Raw genomic sequence first — 25,760 nt, 5'->3', positions numbered from 1 at the left:
GCAGATGGCAGCATTCTGGCGCTGGCTGCACGCCACTGGCAAGGCGCGTTACACCTGAATTATCGGGGCCCAATGTTTGCGGGCGAAAAAAACTCCCGCCCAACGATTGTTTTACAAAAAACCACGGAACCTGCTGATCGTGCCTAGACTCCTAAGTGTTGCGAGGCTGGATTGATAACCGGCCCGTTCTGGCTAATGACGGCCAGATACCCTTGTCCATTGGTTGCACGCATAGAGAACAATGATATGAAACGGATTCTTCTCGGCACTCTCTTTACAGTGGTTTCCCTCAACGCCATGGCGCAAGCACCCGGCGGCCCGAACTGCGGTTGGGGCAACATGCTGTTTGAAGGTCAGCGCGGCACCCCCGCCCACTTCCTGGCCTCCACCACCAACGGCACCTCCGGTAACGCGACCTTCGGCATGACCTCAGGTACCAACGGCTGTACCACCAAAGACGCCCTGACTTACGGCGGCAAATCGTGGATTGCCATGAATGGCATGATGAACGAGCTGTCCGAAGACATGGCCAAAGGCAACGGCGAAGCACTGACCACCTACGCGGTGGTACTGGGTGTGGCCCCTGAAGACCGCGAGCATTTTGCCGCAGTCACCCACGAGCACTTCCAGCAAATCTTCAGCAAGGCTGACGTGACCGCTGACGATGTGCATAACAACACACTGGCTGTTCTCAAAGGCGATGCCCGCCTGTCCAAGTACGCAACCGTTGCGTCGTAACTGAGACTTGCCCGCTCCTTCGGGAGCGGGTACTTCTGTTTCAATTCCATTCGCCTGACAACAGTTGCTCACCATGCTCAAACGCCTTGCCTATCTGGCGCTCTGTGCCTGCGCCCCGCTGTACGCCGCGCCTCAAATCGACAATCAACGTTTGCAGCAACTCGCCAACGACCCGTTCTGGATTTCTTTAGGCCATTACGAAGCCCGCAAACTGGGCGGCTGGCGCAGCTATGTCAGCGACGACAAATTTTTTCTGGCCGCCGACGGCGCCCACCACCCCGATGCCGAACTGCGCGCCACCGTAGAGGCGCTGTATGCCCCGGTGAGCCTGGGCGACAAACACCCGCAGTGCGTATACCCGGCCCGTACCCGCTGGCTCAAGGCGCAACTGAACCTCAACGACCTGCCCAAGGTTGAATGCGCAGAGTTCACCCAGTGGTTCACCGACGTCGCGCCGCACAGCACAGTGATGATCTTCCCGGCGGCGTACCTCAACAGCCCGTCGTCCATGTTCGGCCACACCTTGCTACGTATTGACCAGGCCGATGTGCAGAGCAACAAAACCGCGCTGCTCAGTTACGCGATCAATTTTGGCGCCTACATCGAAGGCTCCGACAACAGCATTCTGTATGCCTGGAAAGGCTTGGCCGGCGGCTACCCCGGTCTATTTGCCCTGGTCCCCTACCAGGAAAAACTCTCGGAATACCGCAGCCTGGAAAACCGCGACCTGTGGGAATACCGGCTCAACCTGACCCCCGAAGAAACCCAACGCATGGTTGAACATGTGTGGGAACTAAAGCAAATCCAGTTCGATTACTTTTTCTTCGATGAAAACTGCTCCTACCGCCTGCTTGAACTGCTGCAAGTGGCCCGCCCCGGCTTGCAATTGACCACCCAGTTCCCGCTGACAGCGATCCCCACCGACACGGTTAAAGCGGTCAAGGAAGCCGGCCTGGTAGAAAGCATCGAATACCGCCCGTCTCGCGAACGCGAACTGCTGGACCGCGCCAAAGTGCTCGACCCCGAAGAACAGCAATGGGTGCTGCAGGTCAGCGCCGATCAGACGCAATTGCAGAACCCGACCTTCATGGCGCTGCCCAAAGCGCGTCAGGCGCTGATTATCGACGCTGCCTATCGTCTTGAACGCTACCGGGCCAATGGCCTTGAGCGCGACACCGGGCGCTCGCAACGCAGCTATGAACTGCTGCGCGCCATCAACCAGAACCCGGCGCCAGAGCTGCAAGTCGAGCGCCCCGAGCTTCCCGAAAACGGCCACGAGTCACGCACCTGGCAACTGGGCGCGGGCAGCCGCGATGACAAAGCGTTCGCCGAATACGGCCTGCGCATGGCCTACCACGACCTGAACGACAACGCGCCAGGCTTCCCGCTGGGCGCGCAGATTGAAATCCTCCAGCTCAAGCTGCGCCAATACGAGGGCAATAAATGGCAAGTCCAGCAGCTGGACCTGGCCAACATTCGCTCCCTGACCCCGCGCAACGCCCTGCTGCAACCCTGGTCATGGCAAGTCGGCGGCGGCCTTGAGAGGGTGCTCGGCAAACATGGCAGTGAACGTTTGGTCACCCACGTCAACGGCGGTGCAGGCGGTACCTGGCAGTTAAGCGACAACCTGCTTGGCTTTGCCCTGGGCACCGTGCGGGTCGAGCACAACAACGACTTCGCCGCGTTTGTTTCACCGGCGGCGGGCTACAACACCGGCGTGTTGTGGCGTAACCCGGTGGGCAACCTGAGCCTGGAAACCAAGGCCGATTACTTCACCAACGGCGAAGTGCGCCGTAGCCTGAGCCTGAATCAGCAATGGGAAATCTCCCGTAATCTCGGCCTGCGGTTGACCGCGCAGCGTGAGTTCAGCCACCTTGCCTCACCGGTGAACGAAGTGATGCTCGAACTCAAGTGGTATCACTACTAAAAGGAGCTTTAGAACATGACGGTTAATTGTGATTCTCTGGATCAAGTGCGCGGGCACATTGACGCACTTGACCGCCAGATCGTCGGCCTGCTGGCCGAGCGTGGCGCCTACGTGTCCCAAGCGGCGCGCTTCAAAAAAGACAGCGACGCGGTACGCGCCCCGCAACGGGTTGAGCAAGTGATCAACAAGGTCCGGCACTTGGCCGACGAACTGGGCGCCAACCCGGAGGTTGCCGAAGCGGTATACCGCGCCATGATTGCCGGGTTTATTCAACAGGAGTTGGCCGAGCATTCGGCACTGGAAAAACCTCTGTAGGAGCTGCCGAAGGCTGCGATCTTTTGATCTTTAAAAGCAAAGATCGCAGCCTTCGGCAGCTCTACGGGAGATCACAGTTAACAAAGGGACTGCCATCATGAGCCGTGCATTTGTAAACGAAGACAGCGCCGCCAATCAGGCCGATACGCCGGTTGAGCGTCAGGTCAGCGAACAGCCGAACTACGTCACAGCCCAGGGCCTTGAGCAACTGCAAGCCAAGGTCGCCGAGTTGCAACGCCTGCACAGCCAGGAGGCCGCCCGCAAAGACTTGCCCGATAAACAGCACCTGGCCGACATGGAACGCGACCTGCGCTACTTCAATCAACGCCTGCACAGCGCACACGTGGTCGCCCCGGCGACGTCAACGCACAAGGTGCAGATTGGCAGCTGGGTGACGTACGTCGATGAACACGGCACGCAAAAGCGCGTGCAACTGGTCGGGGAAGATCAGGCCGATGCAGCGCAGGGCCTGATTAACTGGGGCTCACCGCTGGGCCGGGCGCTGTTGGGCGCGCGGCTGGGTGATGAAGTGCTGTGGATCCGGCCTGCAGGCGATCTGCAGGTCGAGATCCTCGCGATCGAACCGGATTACACCACGCCCTGAGCCAGCATGGCGTCAGCCACTTTGACGAAACCTGCGATGTTCGCGCCTTTGACGTAGTTGATACGGCCGTTTTCTTCGCCGTAGTGCACGCACGCATGGTGGATGGACTGCATGATGTTGTGCAGCTTGTTGTCCACTTCACCGGCCGTCCACAACAGACGCATGGCGTTTTGCGACATTTCCAGCCCGCTCACGGCCACGCCGCCTGCGTTTGAGGCTTTGCCCGGCGCAAACAGAATGCCCGCCTCGATAAACAGATCAACCGCCTCAAGGGTGGTCGGCATGTTCGCGCCTTCGGCCACGCACAGGCAGCCATTGCTCAGCAGCGTACGGGCCGCGTCGGCGTCCAGCTCGTTTTGCGTGGCGCATGGCAGGGCGATATCGCACGCCAGGTTCCACGGGTGCTGACCGGCCAGAAACTCCAGGCCAAACTGGCTGGCCAACTCGCTGATGCGGCCACGCTTGACGTTTTTGAGGTCCATCAGCGCGTCCCACTGCTCATCGTTCAGGCCCGCTTCGCAATACAGGGTGCCTTCGGAGTCCGACAGCGAAATCACTTTGCCGCCCAGGTCCATGACCTTGCGTGCCGCGTACTGCGCCACGTTGCCGGAACCGGAGATCGCCACGCGCTTGCCATCAATACGCTGACCGCTGCGCTTGAGCATTTCCTGGGCGAAGTACACGCAACCAAAACCGGTGGCTTCCGGGCGAATCAGGCTACCGCCGTAGCTCATGCCCTTGCCGGTCAGCACCGAGGTGAACTGATTGCTCAGGCGTTTGTATTGACCAAACATAAAGCCGATTTCCCGCGCCCCCACGCCGATATCGCCCGCCGGTACGTCAACGTCAGAACCAATGTGGCGGTACAACTCGCTCATAAAGGCCTGGCAGAAACGCATCACTTCAGCGTCGCTCTTGCCCTTGGGGTTGAAGTCCGAACCGCCTTTACCGCCGCCCATAGGCAACGAAGTCAGGGAGTTTTTGAAGGTCTGTTCAAACGCCAGGAACTTCAGCACGCCAAGGTTCACCGACGGGTGGAAGCGCAAGCCGCCCTTGTACGGGCCAATCGCGCTGTTCATCTGGATGCGGAAACCACGGTTAACGCGGACTTTGCCTTCGTCGTCGACCCATGACACGCGAAACACAATGGCACGCTCTGGTTCGCAGATGCGTTCAAGAATGCCTGAAGTCAGATAATGCGGATTGGCTTCAAGAAACGGCCACAGACTGCGCAGGACTTCTTCCACTGCCTGGTGGAATTCTGGCTGGTCCGGGTCACGTTTTTTCAGACGGGAAAGGAAGTGGTCGACGGATTCGATCATGGGAAAAGTCTCGGCAAATTTGTTGTCGTTAAACGGAGATTGGCCAGAACTTTAACAAGTCATGCCGCACCGCGACAGCGCAAAATGTCGCAGTTATGAATTTAAATGGTGCTTTTATATAAATAGCCCCGGTTTTATGCGGTTTTTGCGCACCAAAAAAGTGATTTATGTACCCAGTTTTGCACCAATAAAAACACGCAAATTACGGGGGGCACCAAAAAAAACGGAGCCCCGAGGGGCTCCGTTTTTCTTGCAAACCGGCCTTACTGGGCCAGTTTTTTGTGACGCACGCGGTGCGGCTGGGCAGCCGCTTCGCCGAGGCGTTTTTTACGGTCTGCTTCGTACTCGGTGTAGTTGCCTTCAAAGAAGACCGCTTGCGAGTCGTCTTCGTACGCCAGGATGTGAGTCGCGACGCGGTCAAGGAACCACCGATCGTGAGAGATCACAATGGCAGCGCCCGGGAAGTCCAGCAGCGCTTCTTCGAGCGAACGCAAGGTCTCAACGTCAAGGTCGTTGGACGGTTCGTCGAGCAGCAGCACGTTGGCGCCCTCTTTCAAGGTCAGAGCCAGGTGCAAGCGACCACGCTCACCACCGGACAGGTCCTTGACGAACTTCTGCTGATCGCCACCTTTAAAGTTGAAACGGCCCACGTAGGTACGCGACGGGATTTCGTAGTTGCCGATGCGGATCACATCGGAACCATCCGAAATCGCCTGGAACACCGACTTGCTGCCATCCAGGTCGTCACGGCTCTGGTCAACACAGGCCAGTTGCACGGTTTCGCCCACTTCGATGCTGCCCGAATCCGGCTGTTCTTTGCCCATCAGCATGCGGAACAGGGTCGATTTACCGGCACCGTTACCACCGATCACGCCGACAATGGCGCCTTTAGGCATCACGAACGACAGGTTGTCGATCAACACGCGATCGCCGTAACCCTTGGACACGTTCTTGAACTCGATCACCTTGTCACCCAGGCGCGGACCGGCCGGGATGTAGATTTCGTTGGTTTCGCTGCGCTTCTGGAATTCCTGCGATTGCAGTTCTTCGAAGCGTTGCAGACGCGCCTTGGACTTGGACTGACGCGCCTTGGCGCCTTTACGAACCCATTCCAGCTCGTCTTTCATGGCCTTTTCATGGGCCGACTGCTGCTTGGATTCCTGGGCCAGACGGTCGGACTTGGCTTCAAGCCAACCCGAGTAGTTGCCCTCGTAAGGAATACCGGCGCCGCGGTCGAGTTCCAGAATCCAGCCGGCGACGTTGTCCAGGAAGTAACGGTCGTGCGTAATCGCAACCACGGTACCCGGGAAGTCGTGCAGGAAGTGCTCCAGCCAGGCCACCGAGTCGGCGTCCAGGTGGTTGGTTGGTTCGTCGAGCAGCAGCATGTCCGGGGCCGACAGCAGCAGGCGGCACAGGGCCACACGGCGCTTCTCACCACCCGACAGGTGTTCAATTTTGGCGTCCCAGGCGGGCAGGCGCAGGGCATCGGCCGCCACTTCGAGCTGGCGCTCAAGGTTGTGACCGTCACCGGCTTGCAGGATCGCTTCGAGCTTGGCCTGTTCAGCGGCCAGCTTGTCGAAGTCGGCATCCGGCTCGGCGTATTCAGCGTAAACCTGATCCAGGCGCGCTTGCGCATCCTTGATCACGCTCACCGCTTCTTCGACCACTTCACGCACGGTTTTGCTGGCGTCCAGTTGCGGCTCTTGCGGCAGGTAGCCGACATTGAGCTCTGGCATTGGACGGGCTTCACCGTCGAACTCGGTGTCGACGCCAGCCATGATTTTCAACAGAGTAGATTTACCCGAACCGTTCAGGCCCAGTACGCCGATTTTGGCGCCAGGGAAGAACGACAAGGAGATGTTTTTCAGGATTTCCCGCTTCGGCGGAACAACCTTACTCAGCCGATGCATGGTGAAAACGTATTGAGCCATGGATAACCTAGCGTCAGTGACTGATGAATAAGGCGCGAGCGATGCCCTGATCAGGCCATAGCACAAAGACAGAAATTGAACGGATCAATGCCTGCTCGCAGAAAAAGCCTGAGTGTAGGAGCTAAAATGCCCTCGCGTAACCGGCAAAGCTACCTGAATGCGCGGGACAGGGCAAACCAGCGCGAGCCACGGCACTGGCACTTTGCCACGACCCAAGGCATGCTAGCCGTCCCGTACGCGTCCAGCTAATAATACGTGTTGCACCTTAGTCGCCAAACCGCAGGATCGCAGCTTGCCTAATGTAGCTCCGCCAACACTCACCCATGTGCCAGGCCAAACCCTTGGCCCACCCGTGCGCGGGACGTTAAAGGGTGCCTTGGCAGCGCTGGTGCTGTTTTTGCTGGGGATCCTGATTTGGTTATTAATTGAGCAGTTCCAGGAAACCCTCGAACAAGAGCACCTGGCCAGCGTCCATTACAGCGCAGACCTGGCTGACCACATCAGTTTGAGCCTGGCGCTCAAGGCCGAAACCGCCCTCAACCAGCTCCCGCTCTACGAACTCCCCCGCACCCAAAGCCAGCAACAAGCTGTGGTCAACCAACTGCGTGCAGTGGTACCGAATGTGCAAAGCCTGGCCTTGCTGAGCCCAGCTGGCGATATCGTGCTCGACAGCAGTAGCGCCAGCCCTGACGCGGCTTTTTTGAAAGAGTGGGTACGCAGTAACCCGCCGCAAGGCCGGGGCGACGTTTATTACTACGGCAATAACCATGATGCCAGCGTCATTTACCTGCGCTTGCGCCCGCCTAACGACACCTTCAACGGCTACTGGCTGCTGCGCCTGAGCACCGGCATGCTGCACACGCTGACGCGCCGAACCGCCGAGAAGAATCGCCCGCAATGGCTGATCGAAAACGGCCAGACCGACACCGTGCTCAGCCGTATGGCAACCGCCTCCAGCGCCAGCACTGTCACCCCGGGCGACGAAGCCACGACGGTGCTGCTGGTGCCCTTGAGCCACAGCGACTGGGAACTGCGCGGCCTGTTCGATCGCAGCGAGGCCAAGGCGCATCTGCTGCCCGGCCTGATCGGCAAATGCCTGCTGGGCCTGATGTTCTCGTCGTTGCCGCTGCTGGCGCTGCTCAACATGCGCCGGCGCCAGCGGCAACTGCATGAAGGTCGAAGGCGCTACCACGATATTTTCGAAGGCACCGGCGTGGCCTTGTGCGTGCTGGACCTGGCCGGTTTACCGGGCCTGCTGGAGCGCGAAAAACTGCACGACCGCGAGGCGCTCAAGCAATGGCTGCAAGACAACCCCGAACGGCGGCGCCTGTTATTTGAGCAACTGCGCATCACTGAAGTGAACCAGGTGGCGTTGCAACTGCTGGGCATCAGCTCGGGCCATGAAGCCTGGATAAAACTGATCAACGGCTGCCCGGCAAATCCCTCAGCCATTGGTTATCAGTTGGTTGAAGCGGTGCTTGAACAACAGCACCAGCTTGAACTGGAAATAACCCTTACCGATACCCAAGGCCATGACCAGCATTTATGGCTGGTGCTGCGCCTGCCCGAAGACCGACAGGACTACCACGCGGTCATCTTAAGCATCAGTGACATCACCAGCCGCAAGCTGATCGAGCTGTCACTGCAAGAGCGGGAAAGCTTCTGGTCGGACGTGGTGCGTACCGTGCCTGACCACCTGTACGTACAGAACGTGATTAGCCAGCGGATGATCTTCAGCAACCACCATTTGGGCCAAACCCTGGGCTACAGCAGTGTTGAGTTGCAGCAAATGGGGCCGTACTTCTGGGAGCTGTTGCTGCACCCCGAAGACGCTGAGCATTACAGCCAACTGCGCCAACAACAACGCGACGGCGGCTATGCCCAGCAACTCGATTGCCAACTGCGCTTTCGCCACCACAGCGGGGTGTGGCGCCGCTTTGATATTCGCGAGCAAGCCCTGGCCCGCGGCACCGGCGACCAAGTGACGCGCATTGTCGGGGTCGCCAAAGACATTACCGACCAAATCGAAGCCAGCGAGTCCTTGCGCGACAGCGAGCATCGCTACCGGATGCTGGCCGAGAGCATCAGCGACGTGATTTTCTCTACCAACAACAGCCTGCAACTCAACTACGTCAGCCCCTCGATAGAAACCGTGTTGGGCCATGACGCCGACTGGGTGCTCAAGCACGGCTGGCAAGCCACCATCGCCAAACCACAGCAACTCACAGGGCTGTACAGCCTGATCGAACGGGTCAAGAGCGCGCTCGACAAACCGGCGCAACTGGCGGCCCTGCGCACCCAACTACAGACCCAACTGTTCCTGCTCGACTGTGTGCGTGCTGACGGGCGCAAAATACCGGTGGAGCTGCGTCTGATTCTGGTGTGGGATGAGCACGACAAGTTCGAAGGTCTGCTCGGCGTTGCCCGTGATATCAGCCAGCAGCGCAGCGCCGAAAAAGACCTGCGCATGGCTGCCACGGTCTTTGAGCATTCCACCTCGGCCATCCTGATCACCGACCCGGCGGGCTACATCGTGCAAGCCAACGAAGCCTTTAGCCGGGTGAGCGGCTACTCCGTTGAGCAGGTACTCGACCAACTGCCGAACCTGCTGACCGTTGATGAACAGCAGCAAGCGCACTTGCAGTACGTGATCAAACAACTGAACCAGCACAACACCTGGGAAGGCGAAGTGTGGCTCAAGCGTCGCAATGGCGAACATTACCCGGCGTGGGTCGGCATTACGGCGGTGTTCGACGACGAAGGCGACCTGGCCAGCTATGTGTGCTTCTTCAGCGACATCAGCGAGCGCAAGGCCAGCGAACAACGCATCCACCGGCTGGCCTACTACGACGCCCTGACCCACCTGCCCAACCGCACGCTGTTCCAGGACCGCCTGCACACCGCCTTGCAGCAGGCCGAACGGAACAAGTCGTGGGTGGTGTTGATGTTCCTCGACCTCGACCGCTTCAAACCGATCAACGACTCACTGGGCCACGCCGCGGGCGACCGCATGCTCAAAGACATGGCCACGCGCCTGTTGGCCTGCGTGGATGACGACGACACCGTTGCGCGCATGGGCGGCGATGAGTTCACCCTGCTCTTGCAACCCCGCGCCACCCGCGTCATGGCGCTCAACCGGGCGGTCGGGGTGGCTGAGCAAATCCTCGCCAGCCTGGTGCAACCGTTCGTTCTTGAGAGCCGCGAATTTTTCGTCACCGCCAGTATCGGCATCGCCTTGAGCCCGCAGGACGGCAACGAACTCAGCCAGTTGATGAAAAACGCCGACACCGCGATGTATCACGCCAAAGAGCGCGGCAAGAACAACTTCCAGTTCTACCAGGCCGACATGAACGCCAGCGCCCTGGAACGCCTGGAGCTGGAAAGCGACCTGCGCCATGCGCTGGAACAGCAAGAATTTATCCTCTATTACCAGCCGCAATTCAGTGGCGACGGCAAGCGCCTGACCGGGGTTGAGGCGCTGCTGCGCTGGAACCACCCACGGCGTGGCCTGGTGCCGCCGGGCGACTTTATCCCGGTGCTGGAAGAGTTGGGGCTGGTGGTGGATGTCGGTGACTGGGTGCTGGCCGAATCGTGCCGCCAGCTCAAGCGCTGGCACCAAGAGAAAGTGCGCGTGCCTAAAGTCTCGGTCAACATCTCGGCACGGCAATTCTCGGACGGCCAGCTTGGCACGCGGATCGCCAGCATCCTCAAGGAAACCGGGCTCTCCCCGGCGTGCCTTGAGCTGGAACTGACCGAAAGCATCTTGATGCGCGAAGTCAGCGAAGCGCTGCAAATTCTCGCCAGCCTCAAAAACCTCGGCCTGAGCATTGCCGTTGACGACTTCGGCACGGGTTATTCGTCGCTCAACTACCTCAAACAGTTCCCGATCGACGTGCTCAAGATCGACCGCACGTTCGTCGACGGCCTGCCGTCAGGCGAGCAGGATGCGCAAATTGTCCGCGCCATTATTGCGATGGCCCACAGCCTCAACCTGGCGGTGATCGCCGAAGGCGTCGAGACCCACGAGCAGCTCGAGTTCCTGCGCGAGCACGGTTGCGACGAAATTCAGGGCTACCTGTTTGGCCGCCCCATGCCCGCGCACCTGCTGGTCAAGCAATTGCAGGCCTATGGTTTCAAGCTTGCAACGTGATCACGCACGCCGTGAATCGCTTTCATATGCCAGTTAATACCCATTGGGTTAGAATGCCCTCCTTTTCTGCCCCCCGATCCTTGAGGACCGCCATGTTCAGCCGTGATTTGACACTTGCCAAGTTCGACGCCGACCTTTTTGCCGCCATGGAGCAAGAAGCTCAGCGCCAGGAAGAACACATCGAGCTGATCGCTTCGGAAAACTACACCAGCCCAGCGGTGATGGAAGCTCAAGGCTCGGTCTTGACCAACAAATACGCGGAAGGCTACCCAGGCAAGCGTTACTACGGCGGCTGCGAATACGTCGACGTGGTTGAGCAACTGGCCATCGACCGTGCAAAAGAACTGTTCGGCGCCGATTACGCCAACGTTCAGCCGCACGCTGGCTCCCAGGCCAACAGCGCTGTTTACCTGGCCCTGCTGTCGGCCGGCGACACCATCCTGGGCATGAGCCTGGCTCACGGTGGTCACCTGACCCACGGCGCCAGCGTTTCGTCCTCGGGCAAGCTGTACAACGCTGTTCAATACGGCATCGACGCCAACGGCCTGATCGACTACGACGAAGTTGAGCGCCTGGCGGTTGAGCACAAGCCAAAAATGATCGTGGCCGGTTTCTCTGCCTACTCGCAGATCCTGGACTTCCCGCGTTTCCGTGCGATCGCTGACAAAGTTGGCGCGTACCTGTTCGTTGACATGGCTCACGTAGCCGGTCTGGTGGCTGCTGGCGTTTACCCGAACCCGGTTCCATTTGCTGACGTCGTAACCACCACCACGCACAAAACCCTGCGCGGCCCACGTGGCGGCCTGATCCTGGCCAAAGCTAACCCTGAAATCGAGAAAAAGCTGAACTCGGCTGTATTCCCGGGCGGTCAAGGTGGCCCACTGGAGCACGTTATCGCCGGTAAGGCCGTGTGCTTCAAAGAAGCTCTGCAGCCTGAGTTCAAGGTGTACCAACAACAAGTGGTGAAAAACGCCCAGGCCATGGCCTCGGTGTTCATCGAGCGCGGCTACGACATCGTGTCGGGCGGTACTGAAAACCACCTGTTCCTGCTGTCGCTGATCAAGCAAGACATCTCCGGTAAGGACGCTGACGCCGCGTTGGGCAAAGCTTTCATCACCGTGAACAAAAACTCCGTGCCTAACGACCCACGCTCCCCGTTCGTCACCTCGGGCCTACGTTTCGGTACCCCGGCTGTGACCACTCGCGGCTTCAAAGTTGAAGAGTGTAAAGAGCTGGCGGGCTGGATCTGCGACATCCTGGACGACATCAACAACGAAGCCGTGATTGATGCAGTTCGCGAAAAAGTAAAAGCTATCTGCAAAAAGCTGCCTGTTTACGGCAACTGAGTGTAATTAGCTGAAAAAAAAGCCCGGCTCTTGAGCCGGGCTTTTTTGTGCCCGCCCTGTAGAAGCGAGCTTGCCTCGCGATCTTTTAAAGATCAAAAGATCGCGAGGCAAGCTCGCTCCTACAGTAAAACGACAGCCGGAGTTCTCTGGAGTGCGAAGCCGTGTAGACTTGCCATCTGTCTCCGTACGGAGACATTCATAACAATGAATTACATCATCCAGCAAACGAAATCCTTTGCGTCGATGGCTAAGGAGGTCTGAGATGCCTAACACCCCTATTGCGTTCGACATGGCGGCGCTGCTCGATAGTGATGAAGCCATCAGCGAGTACCTCTCCCAGGTACTTGCCGACGGCGATACCGATGAACTGATTCGTGCCGTTGGTTACGTGGCCAAAGCCCGAGGTATGGCGCAAATCGCCAAAGACTCAGGCCTCGGTCGTGCCAGCTTGTACAAGGCCTTCGCCCCTGGGGCCAAGCCTCGCTTCGACACCGTGGTGAAAGTCATGCGTGCAATGGGCGTGGAGCTTCACGCGCAGCCAGCACACCCATAAGTGGCCGGGTCAAGTCGGCTGTAAGCGCCAGCCCAAGACATTGAGCAGGTCGCAGCCGTCGCGCAGCAAAATCATGGCGGTGGTGGCGAGTTGTTTGAGGTCGATGGCGTCGGCGTCCTGGACGTCGCGGCTAGAGAAGGTTTCCATCAGTTGGGTCACCGCCAGTACACGGGCGGTGGCGTTGGCGTGCAAGACGTCAAGCGGGGCGTTGCGGTCGATCAGCAAGGCGGGGATGGTGCAGTCGATGGCAGTCAGCGGGATGTACGGTGAATTAGTCATAAGTAAATCTCTTTGCTTTAGAGTTGAGCCATCTGTCTTCGTCGCCAAACGAAAACAGGTGGCCGCTGTACGCGGGTTGGCGAACCGGTCAAAGCTAAGAAAACCCGGCAGATCCGAAGATCTCCCACGTACAGCTGCCATAAAGCACAGCGAGCAAAAATACACGCTCTGCCACATATAGCAATTCTTAGCACCTTCCAAGTCGCCAAACCCGGTCACCCATTTGGGCGAGCGCTGACTATAGGCGCCGTCCTGCTGCCTCAGCAATTGGCAAAGCTGTGCGAAACATCCCGCAATTTCGTGGGCGTACACACCCTCTGTAGGAGCGAGCTTGTCTCGCGATCTTTTGATCTTAAAAGCTCGCGAGGCAAGCTCGCTCCTACAGAGATTTGTGGTGAATCTGGCGCCCGGCACACGCACATCATCCCCCCAATTCAACATCCCGCAGAGGCTTTAGCTCGCTGAGCCTCACTCAACCGGTAAGACCGGTCAGCCAATTTCATTAAAATTCACTTGATTATCCCGAAATGCGACTCCTACACTGCTCGCGAACTGGACATACCGGTAAGACCACAATAATTAAGTTCTGAAGCCCATTCGCTCAGCGACCTGCTGTCAGGACACTACCAGGACTCCTCCCATGATCAGATGGTGCTCGCGTTCAATTTTCTTTCAAGTCGTTCTAGGCCTCCTCCTCGGTGCCGCTTGCGGCCTTGTTTTGCCCGAATACTCTTCCCACCTAAAACCCTTGGGCGACGCTTTTATCAAGCTGATCAAGATGCTGATCGGCCTGATTGTGTTCTGCGTGGTGGTCAGTGGCATCAGCGGCGCGGGCGACTTGAAGAAGGTCGGAAGGATCGGCCTGAAGTCGGTTATTTATTTTGAAATTCTGACCACGGTTGCACTGGTTGTGGGCTTGGCGTTTGCCTTCAGCACGGGGATCGGCACAGGGGCGAATATCCATCTGGATCAATTGGCCAGCGCCGGGGCAAGTGACATCACCCAGCGCAGTGAGCATATGCAAACCACGGCGCAGTTCTTGATGGACCTGATCCCCACCTCGGTGGTGGGCGCTTTCGCTGATAACAACATTCTGCAAGTGCTGCTGTTTTCCGTCCTGTTCGGCAGCGCGCTCAATCTGGTCGGTGAGGCGGCGTCGGGGATATCGCGGCTGATTAACGAGCTAAGCCATATCATCTTCCGCATCATGGGCATGATTGTTCGTTTGGCGCCCATCGGCGTGTTTGGCGCCATAGCCTTTACCACCAGCACGTATGGCCTGGATTCGCTGCAACACTTGGGTAGCCTGGTCGGTTTGTTTTATCTGACCTGTGCCGCGTTTGTTTCTGTAATTCTTGGCGTGGTGATGCGGGCTTCTGGCCTGCGTCTTTGGCCTCTGCTCAAGTACCTGCGCGAAGAGCTGACGATTGTACTGGGCACCGCGTCGTCCGATGCCGTGCTGCCACAAATCATGCGCAAGCTGGAGCACTTGGGCATTGGCACCTCGACGGTAGGGCTGGTTATTCCAACCGGATACTCCTTTAACCTGGATGGTTTCTCGATTTACCTGACGCTGGCCATCGTGTTTATCGCCAACGCCACTGGCACTCCCTTGGCCATGACCGACTTGCTGACCATTTTGCTGGTCTCGTTGATCACCTCAAAAGGGGCTCACGGCATTCCCGGTTCGGCATTAGTCATTCTTGCTGCTACCTTGACCGCGATCCCGGCCATACCGGTGGCAGGTCTGGTATTGGTGTTGGCGGTAGACTGGTTTATGGGCATTGGCCGCGCCCTGACTAACCTGATCGGTAACTGTGTGGCGACTGTCGCGATTGCCCAGTGGGAAAAAGACATCGACGTGCAACGTGCCAACAAAGTACTCGCCGGGCAACCGGGCTACACCTTTCGCCCGCTCAAACCTGAAGTCGCTGTCGGCCCGCAGGATTTTTAAAATCTTCTAACCCCTTTTGTTGCTCATGGAGCGAAAAGTGATCACCTCGTCAACGGTTGTAAATTCGGTAGTAGCCAAACTCAGGGCGGCCTTGGCCAGCGGGGAATGGCGCAGCGGAGAGATGCTGCCCGGGCAACGGGAGTTGGCTGAAAAGCTCGGCATCAGCCGCCCCAGCCTGAGGGAAGCCATCATCGTGCTGGAGACACTGGGGCTAGTCCGTACCCTGCCGAGCAAAGGCGTGGTGGTGCTGCAAGCCAACGCCAGCGAATCTCCCCAGCAGGAGAACGCGGTGGCGCAAGCCAGCATGGAAGATGTACTGCAACTGCGTTACACCCTTGAGCCGTTTATCGTCGGGCTGGTCGCGCAGTCCATTCGCAGCAAAGAGGTCGGCCAGTTACGGCTAACGCTAATGGACATGCGCGAAGCCCTGGAAGCCAACGACAGCGAGGCCGGGGTCAATGCGTACATCGCCTTTCATGAAGAGCTGTTTAACCTGACGTCTAATCCCATCTTCCAGAGCGTTGTTCAACAAACCAGCAACGCCCTCAAACAAAGTGCACAAGTGCTGCGCAACTCACCTGAGCACATGGCAGAAAGACTGGAAGAAAATGAGGCCGTGGTGCGCGCCATTCGTGCCAAAAACAGTGCGTTGGCGGGCGCCGAAATGCGTCGCCATATTCTGCGCGAAGGTCAGCGCGTGGGCATTGAACTGAACATACCTGACGAAAACCCCGGCAGTTAACACGTTTCAGACAGGAGTCTGGCCATGAGTGCTTATGCTTTGTTGCCGTCCAATGCGTCACTACCCGATTCACGCCCCTTGCAGTCAGCGCCGTGTACCGATGACGTGTACGCCCGTGTGCTGGACGCCATTGTTGACCAACGTCTACCCCCCGACAGCCGGTTGAATGAAGAGCGGTTGGGCCGGGAGTTCGGCGTGAGCCGCTTGCAGATCCGTCATGCCCTTTCGCTACTGACGTATCAGCACGTCATTACGTTGCAGGCTAAAGTGGGCGCACGTATCGCCTCACCGTCTGACGAGCAGATCTGCCAAGCCCTGCATGCCCGGCGCCTGACTGAAACGGCCTTGATACCCATGGCCTGTCAACGGGCACAAAGGCCCGACATCGATCATTTGCATCATTTGATCGAGCGCCAGCGCCAGGCCTACGCGGACAATCAGCGGGGCCGGGCCATACGCTTGGCGGGTGCATTTCATCTGCATTTGGGACACATGGCCGGGAACGCACCCTTGGCGCACTTCCTGGCCAACTTGATCCCTATGACATCACTGGCCATTGCGCGCCGTTCAGACGGGCCCGAGGCTTGGCAGCAGCAGGTCGCAATGGCCAACGCGGTGGAAAACAAAGATGAGGCCACCGCGTTGGCATTGTTGAATCACTATCTGGGTGAGCTGGTTCCAGGGTGATCGCAGGGGCCGAGCTAAAGGGTCAGTTGCGCAAACCCTTCGCGAATCTTGGCCTCGGGCAGGTCATCGGCAATAAACACCATCACGCTTTCGCGGGCCTCGCCTTCGGCCCATTCGGTGTCCCAGTCAAAGCCGTACAGCTTGAGCACGCCCTGGAACACCAACCGGCGGTCTTCGCCTGCGATGTTCAGCACGCCTTTGTAGCGCAGCAGTTGTTTGCCGTGGCTTTCGAGCAGGTCGTTCATAAACGTGCTGAGGCTGTCGATATCCAGCGGTTTGTCGGTACGCAGTACCAGGCTGGAAATACGGTCAATCGAAGCTGCCGGCTGCACCGGGCGCAAGCTCAAGCCGCCGCCCAGGTCGGCATTCAAGTTAAACCCGCGCACATCGAGCAGTTCTGCCAGGTCGATTTTGCCGTGCTCAACCACGCGAATCGAGGCACGCCGGTTGATCCGCGTCAGGCGCTCGCACAGCGCATCAAACGTGGCGTCGTCAACCAGGTCACGCTTGCTCACCAGCAAACGGTCGGCAAAGCCGATCTGTGCCTGGGCGATGGTTTGGCTCAGGTGCACGTCGGCATGGGCGGCATCGACCAAGGTAATGATGCCGTCGAGCAAGTAGCGCTCACGCAGTTCTTCATCAATAAAGAAGGTTTGCGCCACCGGGGCCGGGTCGGCCAGGCCGGTGCATTCGATCACTAAACGATCAAAGGCAATTTCGCCGCTGTCCAGCCGCTCGAGCAGCAGGTACAGGGCTTTGGTCAGGTCGGTGTGGATGGTGCAACACACGCAGCCATTGGCCAGGGTCATGACTTGCACCGGCTCGTCGCCCAACAATTGGGTGTCGATACCGGCATCGCTGAATTCGTTTTCGATCACGGCAATTTTCAGCCCGTGTTCGGCTTTAAGCAGGTAACGCAACAACGTGGTTTTACCGGCACCCAGAAACCCGCTAAGGATGGTGACGGGGATGGGAGATGACATGCTCAGGTCTCCTTGAAAGAGGGAGCGCAAAAACAACTGTAGGAGCGAGCTCGCCTCGCGATCTTTTCAAGGTTCAAAAGATCGCGAGACACGCTCGCCCCTACAGAGGTCTAGCTATTTAACAGCACTTGGGCCCGCTCTTGCCGCCGTAACGGGCTTCCTGGCGCTCGCGGAAGAACGCCTCGTAGCTCATCACCGGCTTGTCCGGGTGATTGGTTTGCATATGCTCGACGTAGTTGTCGTAGTCGGGCATGCCGACCATCAGGCGCGCGGCCTGACCGAGGTATTTACCGAGGCGACTCAGGTCATTGAACATGGCTGCATTCCTCTATCGTGCATCGGGCATCGCCTTGAAGGGCGTTTCTTTGTCAGTCCGCTCTTTGTTGCCCCAAGCGGCGACGCCGACTTTGAGCGCGTAGAACAGGATGCTGAACACCACGAACAGGAACAGGACGGTCAGGCCCGCGTTGGTGTACGCGTTGATGATGACGTGCTGCATCTGGTCGATGTTTTTCGCCGGAGCAATCACTTGGCCTGCGTCCAGCGCTGTGCTGTATTTTTTCGCCAGCGACAGGAAGCCGACCGCCGGGTTAGCGTCGAACAGCTTGATGAAGCCTGCGGTGGTGGTGCAGATCAGCAGCCAGACCGCTGGCAGCATGGTGACCCAGATGTAGCGTTGACGCTTCATTTTGATCAGCACAACCGTCGCCAGCATCAGCGCGATACCCGCCAGCATCTGGTTAGAGATACCGAACAGCGGCCACAAGGTGTTGATGCCGCCCAGCGGGTCGATCACGCCTTGGTACAGCAAGTACCCCCACATCGCCACGCAGCCTGCGGTCGCAATGAGGTTGGCCGGCCAGGATTCGGTGCGCTTGAGCGCTGGCACGAAGCTGCCCAACAGGTCTTGCAGCATGAAGCGACCGGCACGGGTACCGGCGTCGACAGCGGTCAAAATAAACAAGGCTTCAAACAGAATGGCGAAGTGGTACCAGAACGCCATGGTGTTTTCGCCCGGCAACACGTGGTGCAGGATCTGCGCGATACCCACCGCCAGTGTCGGAGCGCCACCCGCTCGGGCCAGTACGGTGGTTTCACCGATGTCTTTGGCCAGTGCAGTCAACGCATCCGGGGTAATGGCAAAGCCCCAGCTGGTCACGGTTTGCGCCACGGTCACCACGTCACCGCCTACAATGGCAGGCGGGCTGTTCATGGCGAAGTACACACCCGGCTCGATCACCGAAGCGGCAACCATTGCCATGATGGCCACGAAGGACTCCATCAGCATGCCGCCGTAGCCGATGTAACGGGCGTTGGCTTCGTTATCCAGCAGTTTAGGGGTAGTACCCGAGGAGATCAGTGCGTGGAAACCCGACACCGCGCCGCAGGCAATGGTGATGAACAGGAACGGGAACAGACCGCCTTTCCAGACCGGGCCATTGCCGTCGATGAACTGAGTCACGGCCGGCATTTTCAGCTCGGGCATGGTGATCAGAATGCCGATAGCCAGCGCGATGATGGTGCCGATTTTGAGGAAGGTCGACAGGTAGTCACGCGGTGCCAGTACCAGCCACACCGGCAATACCGCAGCCACAAAGCCATAACCGATCAGCATCCAGGTGATTTGCACACCGGTGAAGGTGAACACCGGAGCCCACTCCGGACTCGCACCAATTTGCCCGCCCAGCCAGATCGAACCGAGCAACAGCAGCACACCGATAATCGAGATTTCACCGATGCGCCCCGGGCGTATGTAGCGCATGTACACGCCCATAAACATCGCAATCGGGATGGTTGCCATCACCGTGAACATGCCCCATGGGCTTTCGGCCAAGGCTTTAACCACGATCAGCGCCAGCACCGCGAGGATGATGATCATGATCAGGAAGCAGCCAAACAGCGCGATGGTGCCAGGCACCTTGCCCATTTCTTCGCGCACCATGTCACCCAAAGAGCGACCGTTGCGACGTGTGGACATGAACAAGACCATGAAGTCTTGAACCGCGCCCGCCAGTACCACACCGGCAATCAGCCACAGTGTGCCGGGCAGGTAGCCCATTTGCGCAGCCAGTACGGGGCCGACCAGAGGGCCAGCGCCGGCGATGGCGGCAAAGTGGTGTCCGAAAAGGATGTGTTTGTTGGTCGGCACGTAGTCCAGACCATCGTTATTGAGCACCGCAGGCGTTGCCCGGTTGGGATCCAGCTGCATCACGCGAGTGGCAATGAACAGACTGTAATAACGGTACGCGACCAGGTAGATAGCCACCGCTGCAACTACAATCCACAGCGCGTTGATCGCCTCTCCCCGGCGTAATGCCACCACGCCAAGGGCGCAGGCTCCTACAATTGCCAGCACCAGCCACGGGATGTGGCGTAGCAGGCTATTTTTATTATTCATTTTTATATTCCGGCCAGTTGGACAAGAAGTACCGCTCTCGGAGTGTAGCGCTCCTGACTCTAAAGACCACCCCCTTACCTTGGTCTAGAGCCTTCTTTTGCAGATTTATGCTGGGCGTGCGCTTAAATAAAGCGTCGATGCAGATCAGGGAAAACCAGTTGCGCGAACCACACTGGAAAACCGGGATAGATCAGCCGTGATTTTGGCGACGGACTGTCTACCACGCCTAACTGCACAAGCTTCTTTAATTGATTGATCGCGGTTCGCTCACCCAGCCCCATGAACACTTTAAAGTCATTACGCGCTACAGCCCCCTGAGTGATCAGGATATGCAAGGCGCGGGCAATTTCCGGCTTGATCTCTGCGGCCATAAATCGCTCATCGAAAGCGACCGCCCGTTCAAGTCGCGCGCGTAATGCATCACGGTCCAGCGCCTCCAGCATGTAACTCATCTGGTCGATACAGGTGCGCAGCATAAAACGCACGAAAGCCTGTAAGGCTTTTAAAGACAATTGCCCTCGCCCGTCCAGATCGCCCTGGCGATGCTGATCCGCCTGGGCCAAGTGCTGGTAATACGCTTCGTGTTCGCGGGCCAGCCCACGGGACAGCGACCACAAGGGTGAGGCCAGCCCCAACTTCAAGAGCTGTAAATGCGTGACCATGCGCACCACCCGACCATTGCCATCGGGGAAGGGATGCACCCACGCCAGGCGGTGGTGATAAGCCAATGTGGCAATCAACCGATAGCGGGGATCGGCCAACCGCCCATACACAACCTGCATGCGCTCAAGCATCGGGCGCACCGCCTGATAAGCCGGCGCCTCATGCTGACCGACGGACACATTGAGCCCGGCCATGTCTCGGAGTTGTCCGGGCACCATCGGCGCCTTTAACCCATCAATCTGCAGTTCTTGCTCACTGGCATCACGGAACAGGCCGCGATGAATGAGGGAGACAAAATTCACGGCAAAAAGATCTGCCCAGTCAGCCCCTCCATCCCGATCAATGATGCGTTCAAATGCGCGTTGAACGTGAACGTGCGACGTCGCTATTTCAGTTAACTGCTTGGCTGTGCGTTTGATCTGCGCTTTTTGCTCGATCACCTTGGGCTCGGTGTACTGCCCTTCAATCAGGTTTGAATAAAAGCTGTTGGTCAGTTGCAAGAGCCGGCCAATACGCTCACGGGTCTCTGCCGGGTAAAGCCCTTCGAGCCGTCCTTTGAGGGTCAGCATTTGATCTGCCATCTCAACCATATCCACGGGGACAGGTTCGAACAGCAACGGCTCAAGCCAGCTAATGGAGGTGTACAGGTCGGTCATGGCCGGTCTCTTTTGCAGATTTTTTTGCACATATTATTTATAGACTACAGCCTATAAATACGGGCTAAAACCGACGTTAACAGACAAACCACAACGCGCCTATTGCAGATTTTTTTACACAATTGAAACGCTATTCAAACAACGCATCCAGCGCTTGTTCCAGACGGGTCACCGCAATGATAGTGAGCCCCGGCGGGGATTCTTTGGGGGCGTTGCCTTTGGGCACGATGGCGCGTTTAAAGCCGTGTTTGGCGGCTTCTTTCAAACGCTCTTGGCCGCTCGGCACCGGGCGTACTTCACCTGACAGGCCGACTTCGCCAAACACCAGCAAGTCGTGGGGCAGCGGACGGTTGCGCAAACTGGACATGACGGCGGCCATCAAGGCCAGGTCTGACGCGGTTTCCAGCACTTTGACCCCGCCCACCACGTTGAGGAACACGTCCTGGTCGTGGGTCGGGATACCGCCATGGCGGTGCAGCACCGCCAGCAACATGGCCAGCCGGTTTTGATCGAGGCCCAAGGTCACGCGGCGCGGGTTGGACATGTGGCTGTCGTCCACCAGCGCTTGTACTTCGACCAGCATCGGCCGTGTCCCTTCCCACGTGGCCATTACCACGCTGCCCGGGACTTCTTCTTGAGCCCGCGTCAGGAAGATCGCAGAGGGGTTGGAGACTTCTTTCAGGCCTTTGTCGGTCATGCCGAAAACGCCCAGTTCGTTGACCGCACCGAAACGGTTTTTCACCGCGCGCAGCAAACGTAACCGCCCGTCGGATTCACCCTCGAAATACAACACGGTATCGACCATGTGCTCCAGCACGCGGGGGCCAGCGAGAGCGCCCTCTTTGGTCACGTGGCCGACCAGAAAGATCGCCGTGCCGCTGGATTTGGCGTACCGCACCAGCAACGCCGCGCTTTCGCGCACTTGCGACACGCCGCCCGGTGCCGATTGCAGCTGTTCGGTGAAGATGGTCTGGATCGAGTCGATCACCATGACCTTGGGCTTTTCGAGCTTGGCCGTGGCGATGATGTTTTCGATGCAGGTTTCGGTCATAACCTTGAGCTGGTCCTGCGGCAAGCCCAGACGCCGGGCGCGCATGGCCACTTGCTGCTGCGACTCTTCGCCGGTGACGTACAGCGCGGGCATGCGCGTTGCCATCTGACACAAGGTTTGCAGGAGGATAGTTGACTTGCCGATGCCGGGATCACCGCCGATCAGCACCACAGAGCCGTCGACCAGACCGCCACCGAGCACCCGGTCGAGCTCGCCGGAGGCGGTCGAAAAGCGCGGGATTTCTTCGATGCTGACTTCGGCCAGGGTTTTGATTTGCGCCTGTTGCCCGGTCCAGCCGGTACGGCCACTGGGGGGCGCAGCAGCGCCGCTTTCAACAACGGTTTCTACCAGGGTGTTCCAGACGCCGCATTCTGCGCACTGCCCGGCCCACTTGGGGAAAGTTGCACCGCACTCGGTACAGCCGTAAATGCGCTTAGGCTTGGCCATCTGAACTCCGCACAAAAACCGCGATGATAGCCCACAAGGCTGCGATCAGTGCGACTCGGGCATGCGGATTTCACCCTTGATCAGCTGAGCGGCGGTATTGCCCTGGGCATCCGTGGCATTCAGGTCGGCGCCTTTTTGCGATAAATCGTTGAGCAGTTCGACGCGCTTGAACAACCCGGCAAACATGGCCGCGGTCTGTCCCGCACCGTTGCGCTGATCGGGGTTGCAGTCGGTGTTCATCAGCCGCCGGGCGATTTTGAATTCGCCTTTGAAAATGGCGCCCATCAGCGCGGTGTTGCCGCGCAGGTCTTGCGCGCAGGCATTGGCGCCCGCCTTGAGCAAGTGCTCGACCGCCTCGTCATGGCCGTTATAGGCCGCAAGAATCAAGGCGGTGTAGCCTTTGCTGTCCTGGGCATCGAGGTCAAAGTGCGAGTCGATGAAGGTGTCGAGCATGACCACGTCGCCGCGCCGGGCGGCGTCGAAGAAGTAGCCCTTGAGTTGGGTCTGGGTGTCGGGCTGGTCGGCAAGTGCCCACCCACTCAACAGCAGCATCGTAGCTAAAGCAAAAATTCGCATGTGTACGCTACCTGTCAGAGGTCACAGATCCATGTAGGAGCGAGCTTGTCTCGCGATCTTTTGATCGTTTTCAAGATCGCGAGGCGAGCTCGCTCCTACAACGACCGACGAAGGTTAATCCACCAGCTTGGCCGCCAGTGCCTTGACCCGTGCCAGGTCGCCTTTGGCCACTTTGGTCACGCCGGTGCCGTACTCCGGGTCTGCCTTATAAAGGAACGACAGGATGATGTGCTTGCTGACGTCATCAGTGGTGGCCAACGAGCCGCCGAAGTTTTCAATCAGGTCCTGACGCTCTTTCTTGCTGTATGAACGGTAAAGATCGCCGGCCTGTTTGAAGTTCTGCTCACGCTGAATCTTCGCCTGCTGGGTCGTGCCCGACAGCGGCATTTCGCTGTAACGCGCGGTTTGCGGCTCTTCACGCGGCTCCAGTCGGCTTGGCTGGTAGTTCACGCCCGAGGTGCTGTGACCGGTGTTCATGGCGCCGTCCTGATTGCCGTTGTTGACCGTCACCCGCGGGGCGTTGATCGGCAATTGCAGGGCGTTGGCGCCCAAACGGTACATCTGCGTGTCGGCGTAGGAGAACACCCGACCTTGCAGCAAGCGGTCTTCAGACGGTTCGATGCCTGGCACCAGGTTGGCCGGCGCCATGGCCACTTGCTCGGTCTCCTGGAAGACGTTGGCCGGGTTACGGTTCAGCACCATCTGGCCGACTTTGCGCTCTGGCACGTTCGGCCAGATTTTGGTCGCGTCCAGCGGGTCAAAGTCGAACGACTTCAAGTCTTCAGGATTGAGCACTTGCACGTACAAATCCCACTTGGGGAAGTCGCCCTGGTTGATGTGCGTCACCAGGTCGTGGGTCATGTGGCTGTAGTCACGGCCCTGCACCTGAGTGACTTCTTTAGGGTCGAGGTTGCGAATGCCTTGCAGGCTCTTCCAGTGGAACTTCACGTAGTGCACTTCGCCCTTGGCATTCACCAGTTTGTAGGCGTGCACACCATTGCCGTCCATTTCGCGGTAGCTGGCCGGGGTGCCCGAGTCGGAGTACAGCTCGGTCAGGGTACGCGTGGCTTCAGGCACATGGGAGAAGAAATCAAAGCGCCGCGAGTCATCGTCAAGGTTAGTGCGCGGGTCGGGCTTAAACGCGTGCACCATGTCCGGGAACTTGATCGCATCACGAATAAAGAACGTCGGGAAGTTGTTGCCCACCAGGTCCCAGTTGCCGTCTGCGGTATAGAACTTGGTGGCAAAGCCACGCGGGTCACGCAGGGTTTCCGGGGAGTGGTTGCCATGAACCACCGCCGAGAAGCGCACAAACACAGGCGTGGTTTCGCCGGCCGCAAACACCCGGGCTTTGGTCAGGTCACTGAGGTCGTTGGTCACGGTGAAGCTGCCGTGGGCGCCGGTGCCGCGGGCATGCACCACACGTTCGGGGATACGCTCGCGGTCAAAGCGCTGCAGCTTTTGCAGCAGTTGTACGTCTTGCAGCAACACGGGGCCATTGGCGCCGGCCGTTTGTGAGTTTTGGTTATCACCGACCGCCGCGCCGTTATCGCGGGTCAAGGTAGCGGCGTGAACGGAAACCGATAGCAGGCTGATGCTCAACGCACTAAGCAGGCGTCGTTGGGTACGGGGCCCAAGGCCGAAAGGGGTGGTCATGCACGTGTCCTCTGGTTATTAGCTACGTAGTCACTACGTTGCGCAAAGGTTAGAGGCGCGGGTGGGGTTCTCTAAATTGAAAGGTCTGAACCGCCCCATTAAGAAAAAAGGCTGGCTTGAAGACGCTAAAGGCGTTAGGCGCTGAAACGTTTAAACTTATACGCCGCTTGCGGGTCAACCCATGAGATTGCAAGTGGCCTGGCAGGCGAGATGCGCAAGGCTGATTTACACTGCATCTACCAACCTCATCTGTAACAAGGAATAACCAATGAGCGTCTTAAGTGAGTTCAAGGCCTTCGCGGTCAAAGGGAACGTGGTCGATATGGCCGTGGGCATCATCATCGGCGCTGCGTTCGGCAAAATCGTTTCATCCTTCGTCGGCGATGTGGTCATGCCGCCTTTGGGGCTGTTGATTGGCGGCGTGGACTTCTCGGACCTGGCCATTACGCTCAAAGCGGCGGCCGGTGACGCCCCAGCGGTGGTATTGGCTTATGGCAAATTCATTCAGACCGTCATCGACTTTGTGATTGTGGCGTTTGCCATCTTTTTGGGTGTTAAGGCGATCAACCGCCTGCGCCGTCAAGAAGAAGTCGCCCCAAGCACCCCGCCACTGCCTTCTAAAGAAGAAGAACTGCTGGGTGAGATCCGCGACCTGCTCAAAGAACAAAAGAACCGGCCATAGAGGCCCGGGCTTAAACAACGGCGCTTAGGGAAATCCTGAAAAAGACTTTCTGATTTGGCAAAATCTCCGGACACCAATCGCCGAGCTTTTCAATGAAGCA

22 protein-coding genes are annotated in these 25,760 nt (G+C 58.4%); 12 read left to right on the top strand and 10 right to left on the bottom strand.

Annotated elements, in window-relative coordinates; translation table 11 throughout:
* Positions 1-246 precede the first annotated feature (246 nt).
* The 4 genes from GHO41_RS16650 (at position 247) to GHO41_RS16635 (ending at position 3,584) form a co-directional block, all read left to right on the top strand.
* On the top strand, positions 247-738 hold the full coding sequence (locus tag GHO41_RS16650; protein WP_048367410.1) for a DUF3015 domain-containing protein: 492 nt from the start codon (positions 247-249) through the stop codon (positions 736-738).
* A gap of 73 nt (positions 739-811) precedes the next feature.
* Positions 812-2,665: a DUF4105 domain-containing protein gene (locus GHO41_RS16645; RefSeq protein ID WP_048367411.1), complete on the top strand. Its 1,854-nt coding sequence runs from the start codon at positions 812-814 to the stop codon at positions 2,663-2,665.
* A gap of 15 nt (positions 2,666-2,680) precedes the next feature.
* A complete protein-coding gene (locus GHO41_RS16640) occupies positions 2,681-2,980 on the top strand; it encodes a chorismate mutase (protein WP_153326873.1) in 300 nt (99 codons plus the stop codon).
* A gap of 97 nt (positions 2,981-3,077) precedes the next feature.
* On the top strand, positions 3,078-3,584 hold the full coding sequence (locus tag GHO41_RS16635; RefSeq protein ID WP_153390629.1) for a GreA/GreB family elongation factor: 507 nt from the start codon (positions 3,078-3,080) through the stop codon (positions 3,582-3,584).
* Here the strand turns inward: GHO41_RS16635 and gdhA are convergent.
* Positions 3,569-4,906 (bottom strand): NADP-specific glutamate dehydrogenase, encoded by a 1,338-nt coding sequence (gene gdhA / locus GHO41_RS16630; RefSeq protein ID WP_048367414.1) that lies wholly within the window; start codon positions 4,904-4,906, stop codon positions 3,569-3,571. The two genes, GHO41_RS16635 and gdhA, sit on opposite strands and share 16 nt — an antisense overlap.
* Before the next feature lie 263 nt (positions 4,907-5,169).
* Positions 5,170-6,837 (bottom strand): energy-dependent translational throttle protein EttA, encoded by a 1,668-nt coding sequence (ettA, locus tag GHO41_RS16625; RefSeq protein WP_048367416.1) that lies wholly within the window; start codon positions 6,835-6,837, stop codon positions 5,170-5,172.
* Between the two features lie 126 nt (positions 6,838-6,963).
* Between ettA and GHO41_RS30400 the strand changes: the two genes are divergently transcribed.
* The 4 genes from GHO41_RS30400 to GHO41_RS16610 all read left to right on the top strand — a co-directional run bounded on the left by GHO41_RS30400 (position 6,964) and on the right by GHO41_RS16610 (position 12,886).
* Entirely contained in the window at positions 6,964-7,086 is a 123-nt protein-coding gene (locus GHO41_RS30400) for a hypothetical protein (RefSeq protein ID WP_256677192.1), read from the top strand.
* Between the two features lie 43 nt (positions 7,087-7,129).
* Positions 7,130-10,987 carry a bifunctional diguanylate cyclase/phosphodiesterase gene (locus GHO41_RS16620; protein WP_153434160.1) on the top strand — a complete coding sequence of 1,286 codons (3,858 nt, stop codon included), beginning with the start codon at positions 7,130-7,132 and terminating at the stop codon, positions 10,985-10,987.
* A gap of 92 nt (positions 10,988-11,079) precedes the next feature.
* Positions 11,080-12,333, top strand: a complete 1,254-nt coding sequence (gene glyA, locus GHO41_RS16615) for a serine hydroxymethyltransferase (protein WP_048367420.1) — start codon at positions 11,080-11,082, stop codon at positions 12,331-12,333.
* Between the two features lie 262 nt (positions 12,334-12,595).
* Positions 12,596-12,886: an addiction module antidote protein gene (locus GHO41_RS16610; RefSeq protein WP_048367424.1), complete on the top strand. Its 291-nt coding sequence runs from the start codon at positions 12,596-12,598 to the stop codon at positions 12,884-12,886.
* Positions 12,887-12,895: 9 nt separating this feature from the next.
* On the opposite strand, the gene GHO41_RS16605 is transcribed toward GHO41_RS16610, so the two are convergent.
* Positions 12,896-13,165 (bottom strand): hypothetical protein, encoded by a 270-nt coding sequence (locus GHO41_RS16605; RefSeq protein ID WP_048389494.1) that lies wholly within the window; start codon positions 13,163-13,165, stop codon positions 12,896-12,898.
* Positions 13,166-13,805: 640 nt separating this feature from the next.
* On the opposite strand from GHO41_RS16605, the gene GHO41_RS16600 reads away from it, so the two are divergent.
* The 3 genes from GHO41_RS16600 to GHO41_RS16590 are packed head-to-tail and all read left to right on the top strand — an operon-like array spanning position 13,806 to position 16,548.
* Positions 13,806-15,119: a C4-dicarboxylate transporter DctA gene (locus tag GHO41_RS16600; RefSeq protein WP_048367427.1), complete on the top strand. Its 1,314-nt coding sequence runs from the start codon at positions 13,806-13,808 to the stop codon at positions 15,117-15,119.
* 37 nt (positions 15,120-15,156) lie between these two features.
* Positions 15,157-15,861 (top strand): FadR/GntR family transcriptional regulator, encoded by a 705-nt coding sequence (locus GHO41_RS16595; protein ID WP_048367805.1) that lies wholly within the window; start codon positions 15,157-15,159, stop codon positions 15,859-15,861.
* 24 nt (positions 15,862-15,885) lie between these two features.
* On the top strand, positions 15,886-16,548 hold the full coding sequence (locus tag GHO41_RS16590) for a GntR family transcriptional regulator (protein WP_153375638.1): 663 nt from the start codon (positions 15,886-15,888) through the stop codon (positions 16,546-16,548).
* 14 nt (positions 16,549-16,562) lie between these two features.
* Here the strand turns inward: GHO41_RS16590 and yjiA are convergent, their stop codons facing one another.
* The 7 genes from yjiA to katB all read right to left on the bottom strand — a co-directional run bounded on the left by yjiA (position 16,563) and on the right by katB (position 24,978).
* On the bottom strand, positions 16,563-17,531 hold the full coding sequence (gene yjiA, locus GHO41_RS16585) for a GTPase (protein WP_153390649.1): 969 nt from the start codon (positions 17,529-17,531) through the stop codon (positions 16,563-16,565).
* Between the two features lie 118 nt (positions 17,532-17,649).
* Complete coding sequence (locus GHO41_RS16580; protein WP_048367431.1) at positions 17,650-17,847, bottom strand: YbdD/YjiX family protein; 198 nt, start codon at positions 17,845-17,847, stop codon at positions 17,650-17,652.
* Positions 17,848-17,859: 12 nt separating this feature from the next.
* Positions 17,860-19,929 (bottom strand): carbon starvation CstA family protein, encoded by a 2,070-nt coding sequence (locus GHO41_RS16575; RefSeq protein WP_048389492.1) that lies wholly within the window; start codon positions 19,927-19,929, stop codon positions 17,860-17,862.
* 122 nt (positions 19,930-20,051) lie between these two features.
* Positions 20,052-21,248 carry a Fic family protein gene (locus tag GHO41_RS16570; RefSeq protein WP_256677194.1) on the bottom strand — a complete coding sequence of 399 codons (1,197 nt, stop codon included), beginning with the start codon at positions 21,246-21,248 and terminating at the stop codon, positions 20,052-20,054.
* 130 nt (positions 21,249-21,378) lie between these two features.
* Positions 21,379-22,746, bottom strand: a complete 1,368-nt coding sequence (gene radA, locus GHO41_RS16565) for a DNA repair protein RadA (RefSeq protein WP_048367434.1) — start codon at positions 22,744-22,746, stop codon at positions 21,379-21,381.
* A gap of 45 nt (positions 22,747-22,791) precedes the next feature.
* Positions 22,792-23,322, bottom strand: coding sequence for an ankyrin repeat domain-containing protein (locus tag GHO41_RS16560; RefSeq protein ID WP_153390650.1), 531 nt, complete (start codon positions 23,320-23,322; stop codon positions 22,792-22,794).
* 114 nt (positions 23,323-23,436) lie between these two features.
* Complete coding sequence (gene katB / locus GHO41_RS16555) at positions 23,437-24,978, bottom strand: catalase KatB (protein ID WP_153434159.1); 1,542 nt, start codon at positions 24,976-24,978, stop codon at positions 23,437-23,439.
* Positions 24,979-25,246: 268 nt separating this feature from the next.
* Between katB and mscL the strand changes: the two genes are divergently transcribed.
* Positions 25,247-25,660, top strand: a complete 414-nt coding sequence (gene mscL, locus GHO41_RS16550) for a large-conductance mechanosensitive channel protein MscL (RefSeq protein ID WP_048367438.1) — start codon at positions 25,247-25,249, stop codon at positions 25,658-25,660.
* Positions 25,661-25,760 lie beyond the last annotated feature (100 nt).

The sequence above is a fragment of the Pseudomonas sp. FSL R10-0399 genome, from assembly GCF_009600165.1.
Taxonomy (GTDB): domain Bacteria; phylum Pseudomonadota; class Gammaproteobacteria; order Pseudomonadales; family Pseudomonadaceae; genus Aquipseudomonas; species Aquipseudomonas helleri.
Note: the sequence above shows the minus strand (reverse complement) of the source record. Positions and strands in the feature narration are given on the sequence as shown.

What these genes read in the sequence shown, in the direction of transcription:
- GHO41_RS16650 (WP_048367410.1), top strand. Translation starts at nt 247, where the DNA reads ATGAAACGGATTCTTCTCGGCACTCTCTTTACAGTGGTTTCCCTCAAC.
- GHO41_RS16645 (WP_048367411.1), top strand. Translation starts at nt 812, where the DNA reads ATGCTCAAACGCCTTGCCTATCTGGCGCTCTGTGCCTGCGCCCCGCTG.
- GHO41_RS16640 (WP_153326873.1), top strand. Translation starts at nt 2,681, where the DNA reads ATGACGGTTAATTGTGATTCTCTGGATCAAGTGCGCGGGCACATTGAC.
- GHO41_RS16635 (WP_153390629.1), top strand. Translation starts at nt 3,078, where the DNA reads ATGAGCCGTGCATTTGTAAACGAAGACAGCGCCGCCAATCAGGCCGAT.
- gdhA (WP_048367414.1), bottom strand. Translation starts at nt 4,906, where the DNA reads ATGATCGAATCCGTCGACCACTTCCTTTCCCGTCTGAAAAAACGTGAC.
- ettA (WP_048367416.1), bottom strand. Translation starts at nt 6,837, where the DNA reads ATGGCTCAATACGTTTTCACCATGCATCGGCTGAGTAAGGTTGTTCCG.
- GHO41_RS30400 (WP_256677192.1), top strand. Translation starts at nt 6,964, where the DNA reads ATGCCCTCGCGTAACCGGCAAAGCTACCTGAATGCGCGGGACAGGGCA.
- glyA (WP_048367420.1), top strand. Translation starts at nt 11,080, where the DNA reads ATGTTCAGCCGTGATTTGACACTTGCCAAGTTCGACGCCGACCTTTTT.
- GHO41_RS16610 (WP_048367424.1), top strand. Translation starts at nt 12,596, where the DNA reads ATGCCTAACACCCCTATTGCGTTCGACATGGCGGCGCTGCTCGATAGT.
- GHO41_RS16605 (WP_048389494.1), bottom strand. Translation starts at nt 13,165, where the DNA reads ATGACTAATTCACCGTACATCCCGCTGACTGCCATCGACTGCACCATC.
- GHO41_RS16600 (WP_048367427.1), top strand. Translation starts at nt 13,806, where the DNA reads ATGATCAGATGGTGCTCGCGTTCAATTTTCTTTCAAGTCGTTCTAGGC.
- GHO41_RS16590 (WP_153375638.1), top strand. Translation starts at nt 15,886, where the DNA reads ATGAGTGCTTATGCTTTGTTGCCGTCCAATGCGTCACTACCCGATTCA.
- yjiA (WP_153390649.1), bottom strand. Translation starts at nt 17,531, where the DNA reads ATGTCATCTCCCATCCCCGTCACCATCCTTAGCGGGTTTCTGGGTGCC.
- GHO41_RS16580 (WP_048367431.1), bottom strand. Translation starts at nt 17,847, where the DNA reads ATGTTCAATGACCTGAGTCGCCTCGGTAAATACCTCGGTCAGGCCGCG.
- GHO41_RS16575 (WP_048389492.1), bottom strand. Translation starts at nt 19,929, where the DNA reads ATGAATAATAAAAATAGCCTGCTACGCCACATCCCGTGGCTGGTGCTG.
- GHO41_RS16570 (WP_256677194.1), bottom strand. Translation starts at nt 21,248, where the DNA reads ATGACCGACCTGTACACCTCCATTAGCTGGCTTGAGCCGTTGCTGTTC.
- radA (WP_048367434.1), bottom strand. Translation starts at nt 22,746, where the DNA reads ATGGCCAAGCCTAAGCGCATTTACGGCTGTACCGAGTGCGGTGCAACT.
- GHO41_RS16560 (WP_153390650.1), bottom strand. Translation starts at nt 23,322, where the DNA reads ATGCGAATTTTTGCTTTAGCTACGATGCTGCTGTTGAGTGGGTGGGCA.
- katB (WP_153434159.1), bottom strand. Translation starts at nt 24,978, where the DNA reads ATGACCACCCCTTTCGGCCTTGGGCCCCGTACCCAACGACGCCTGCTT.
- mscL (WP_048367438.1), top strand. Translation starts at nt 25,247, where the DNA reads ATGAGCGTCTTAAGTGAGTTCAAGGCCTTCGCGGTCAAAGGGAACGTG.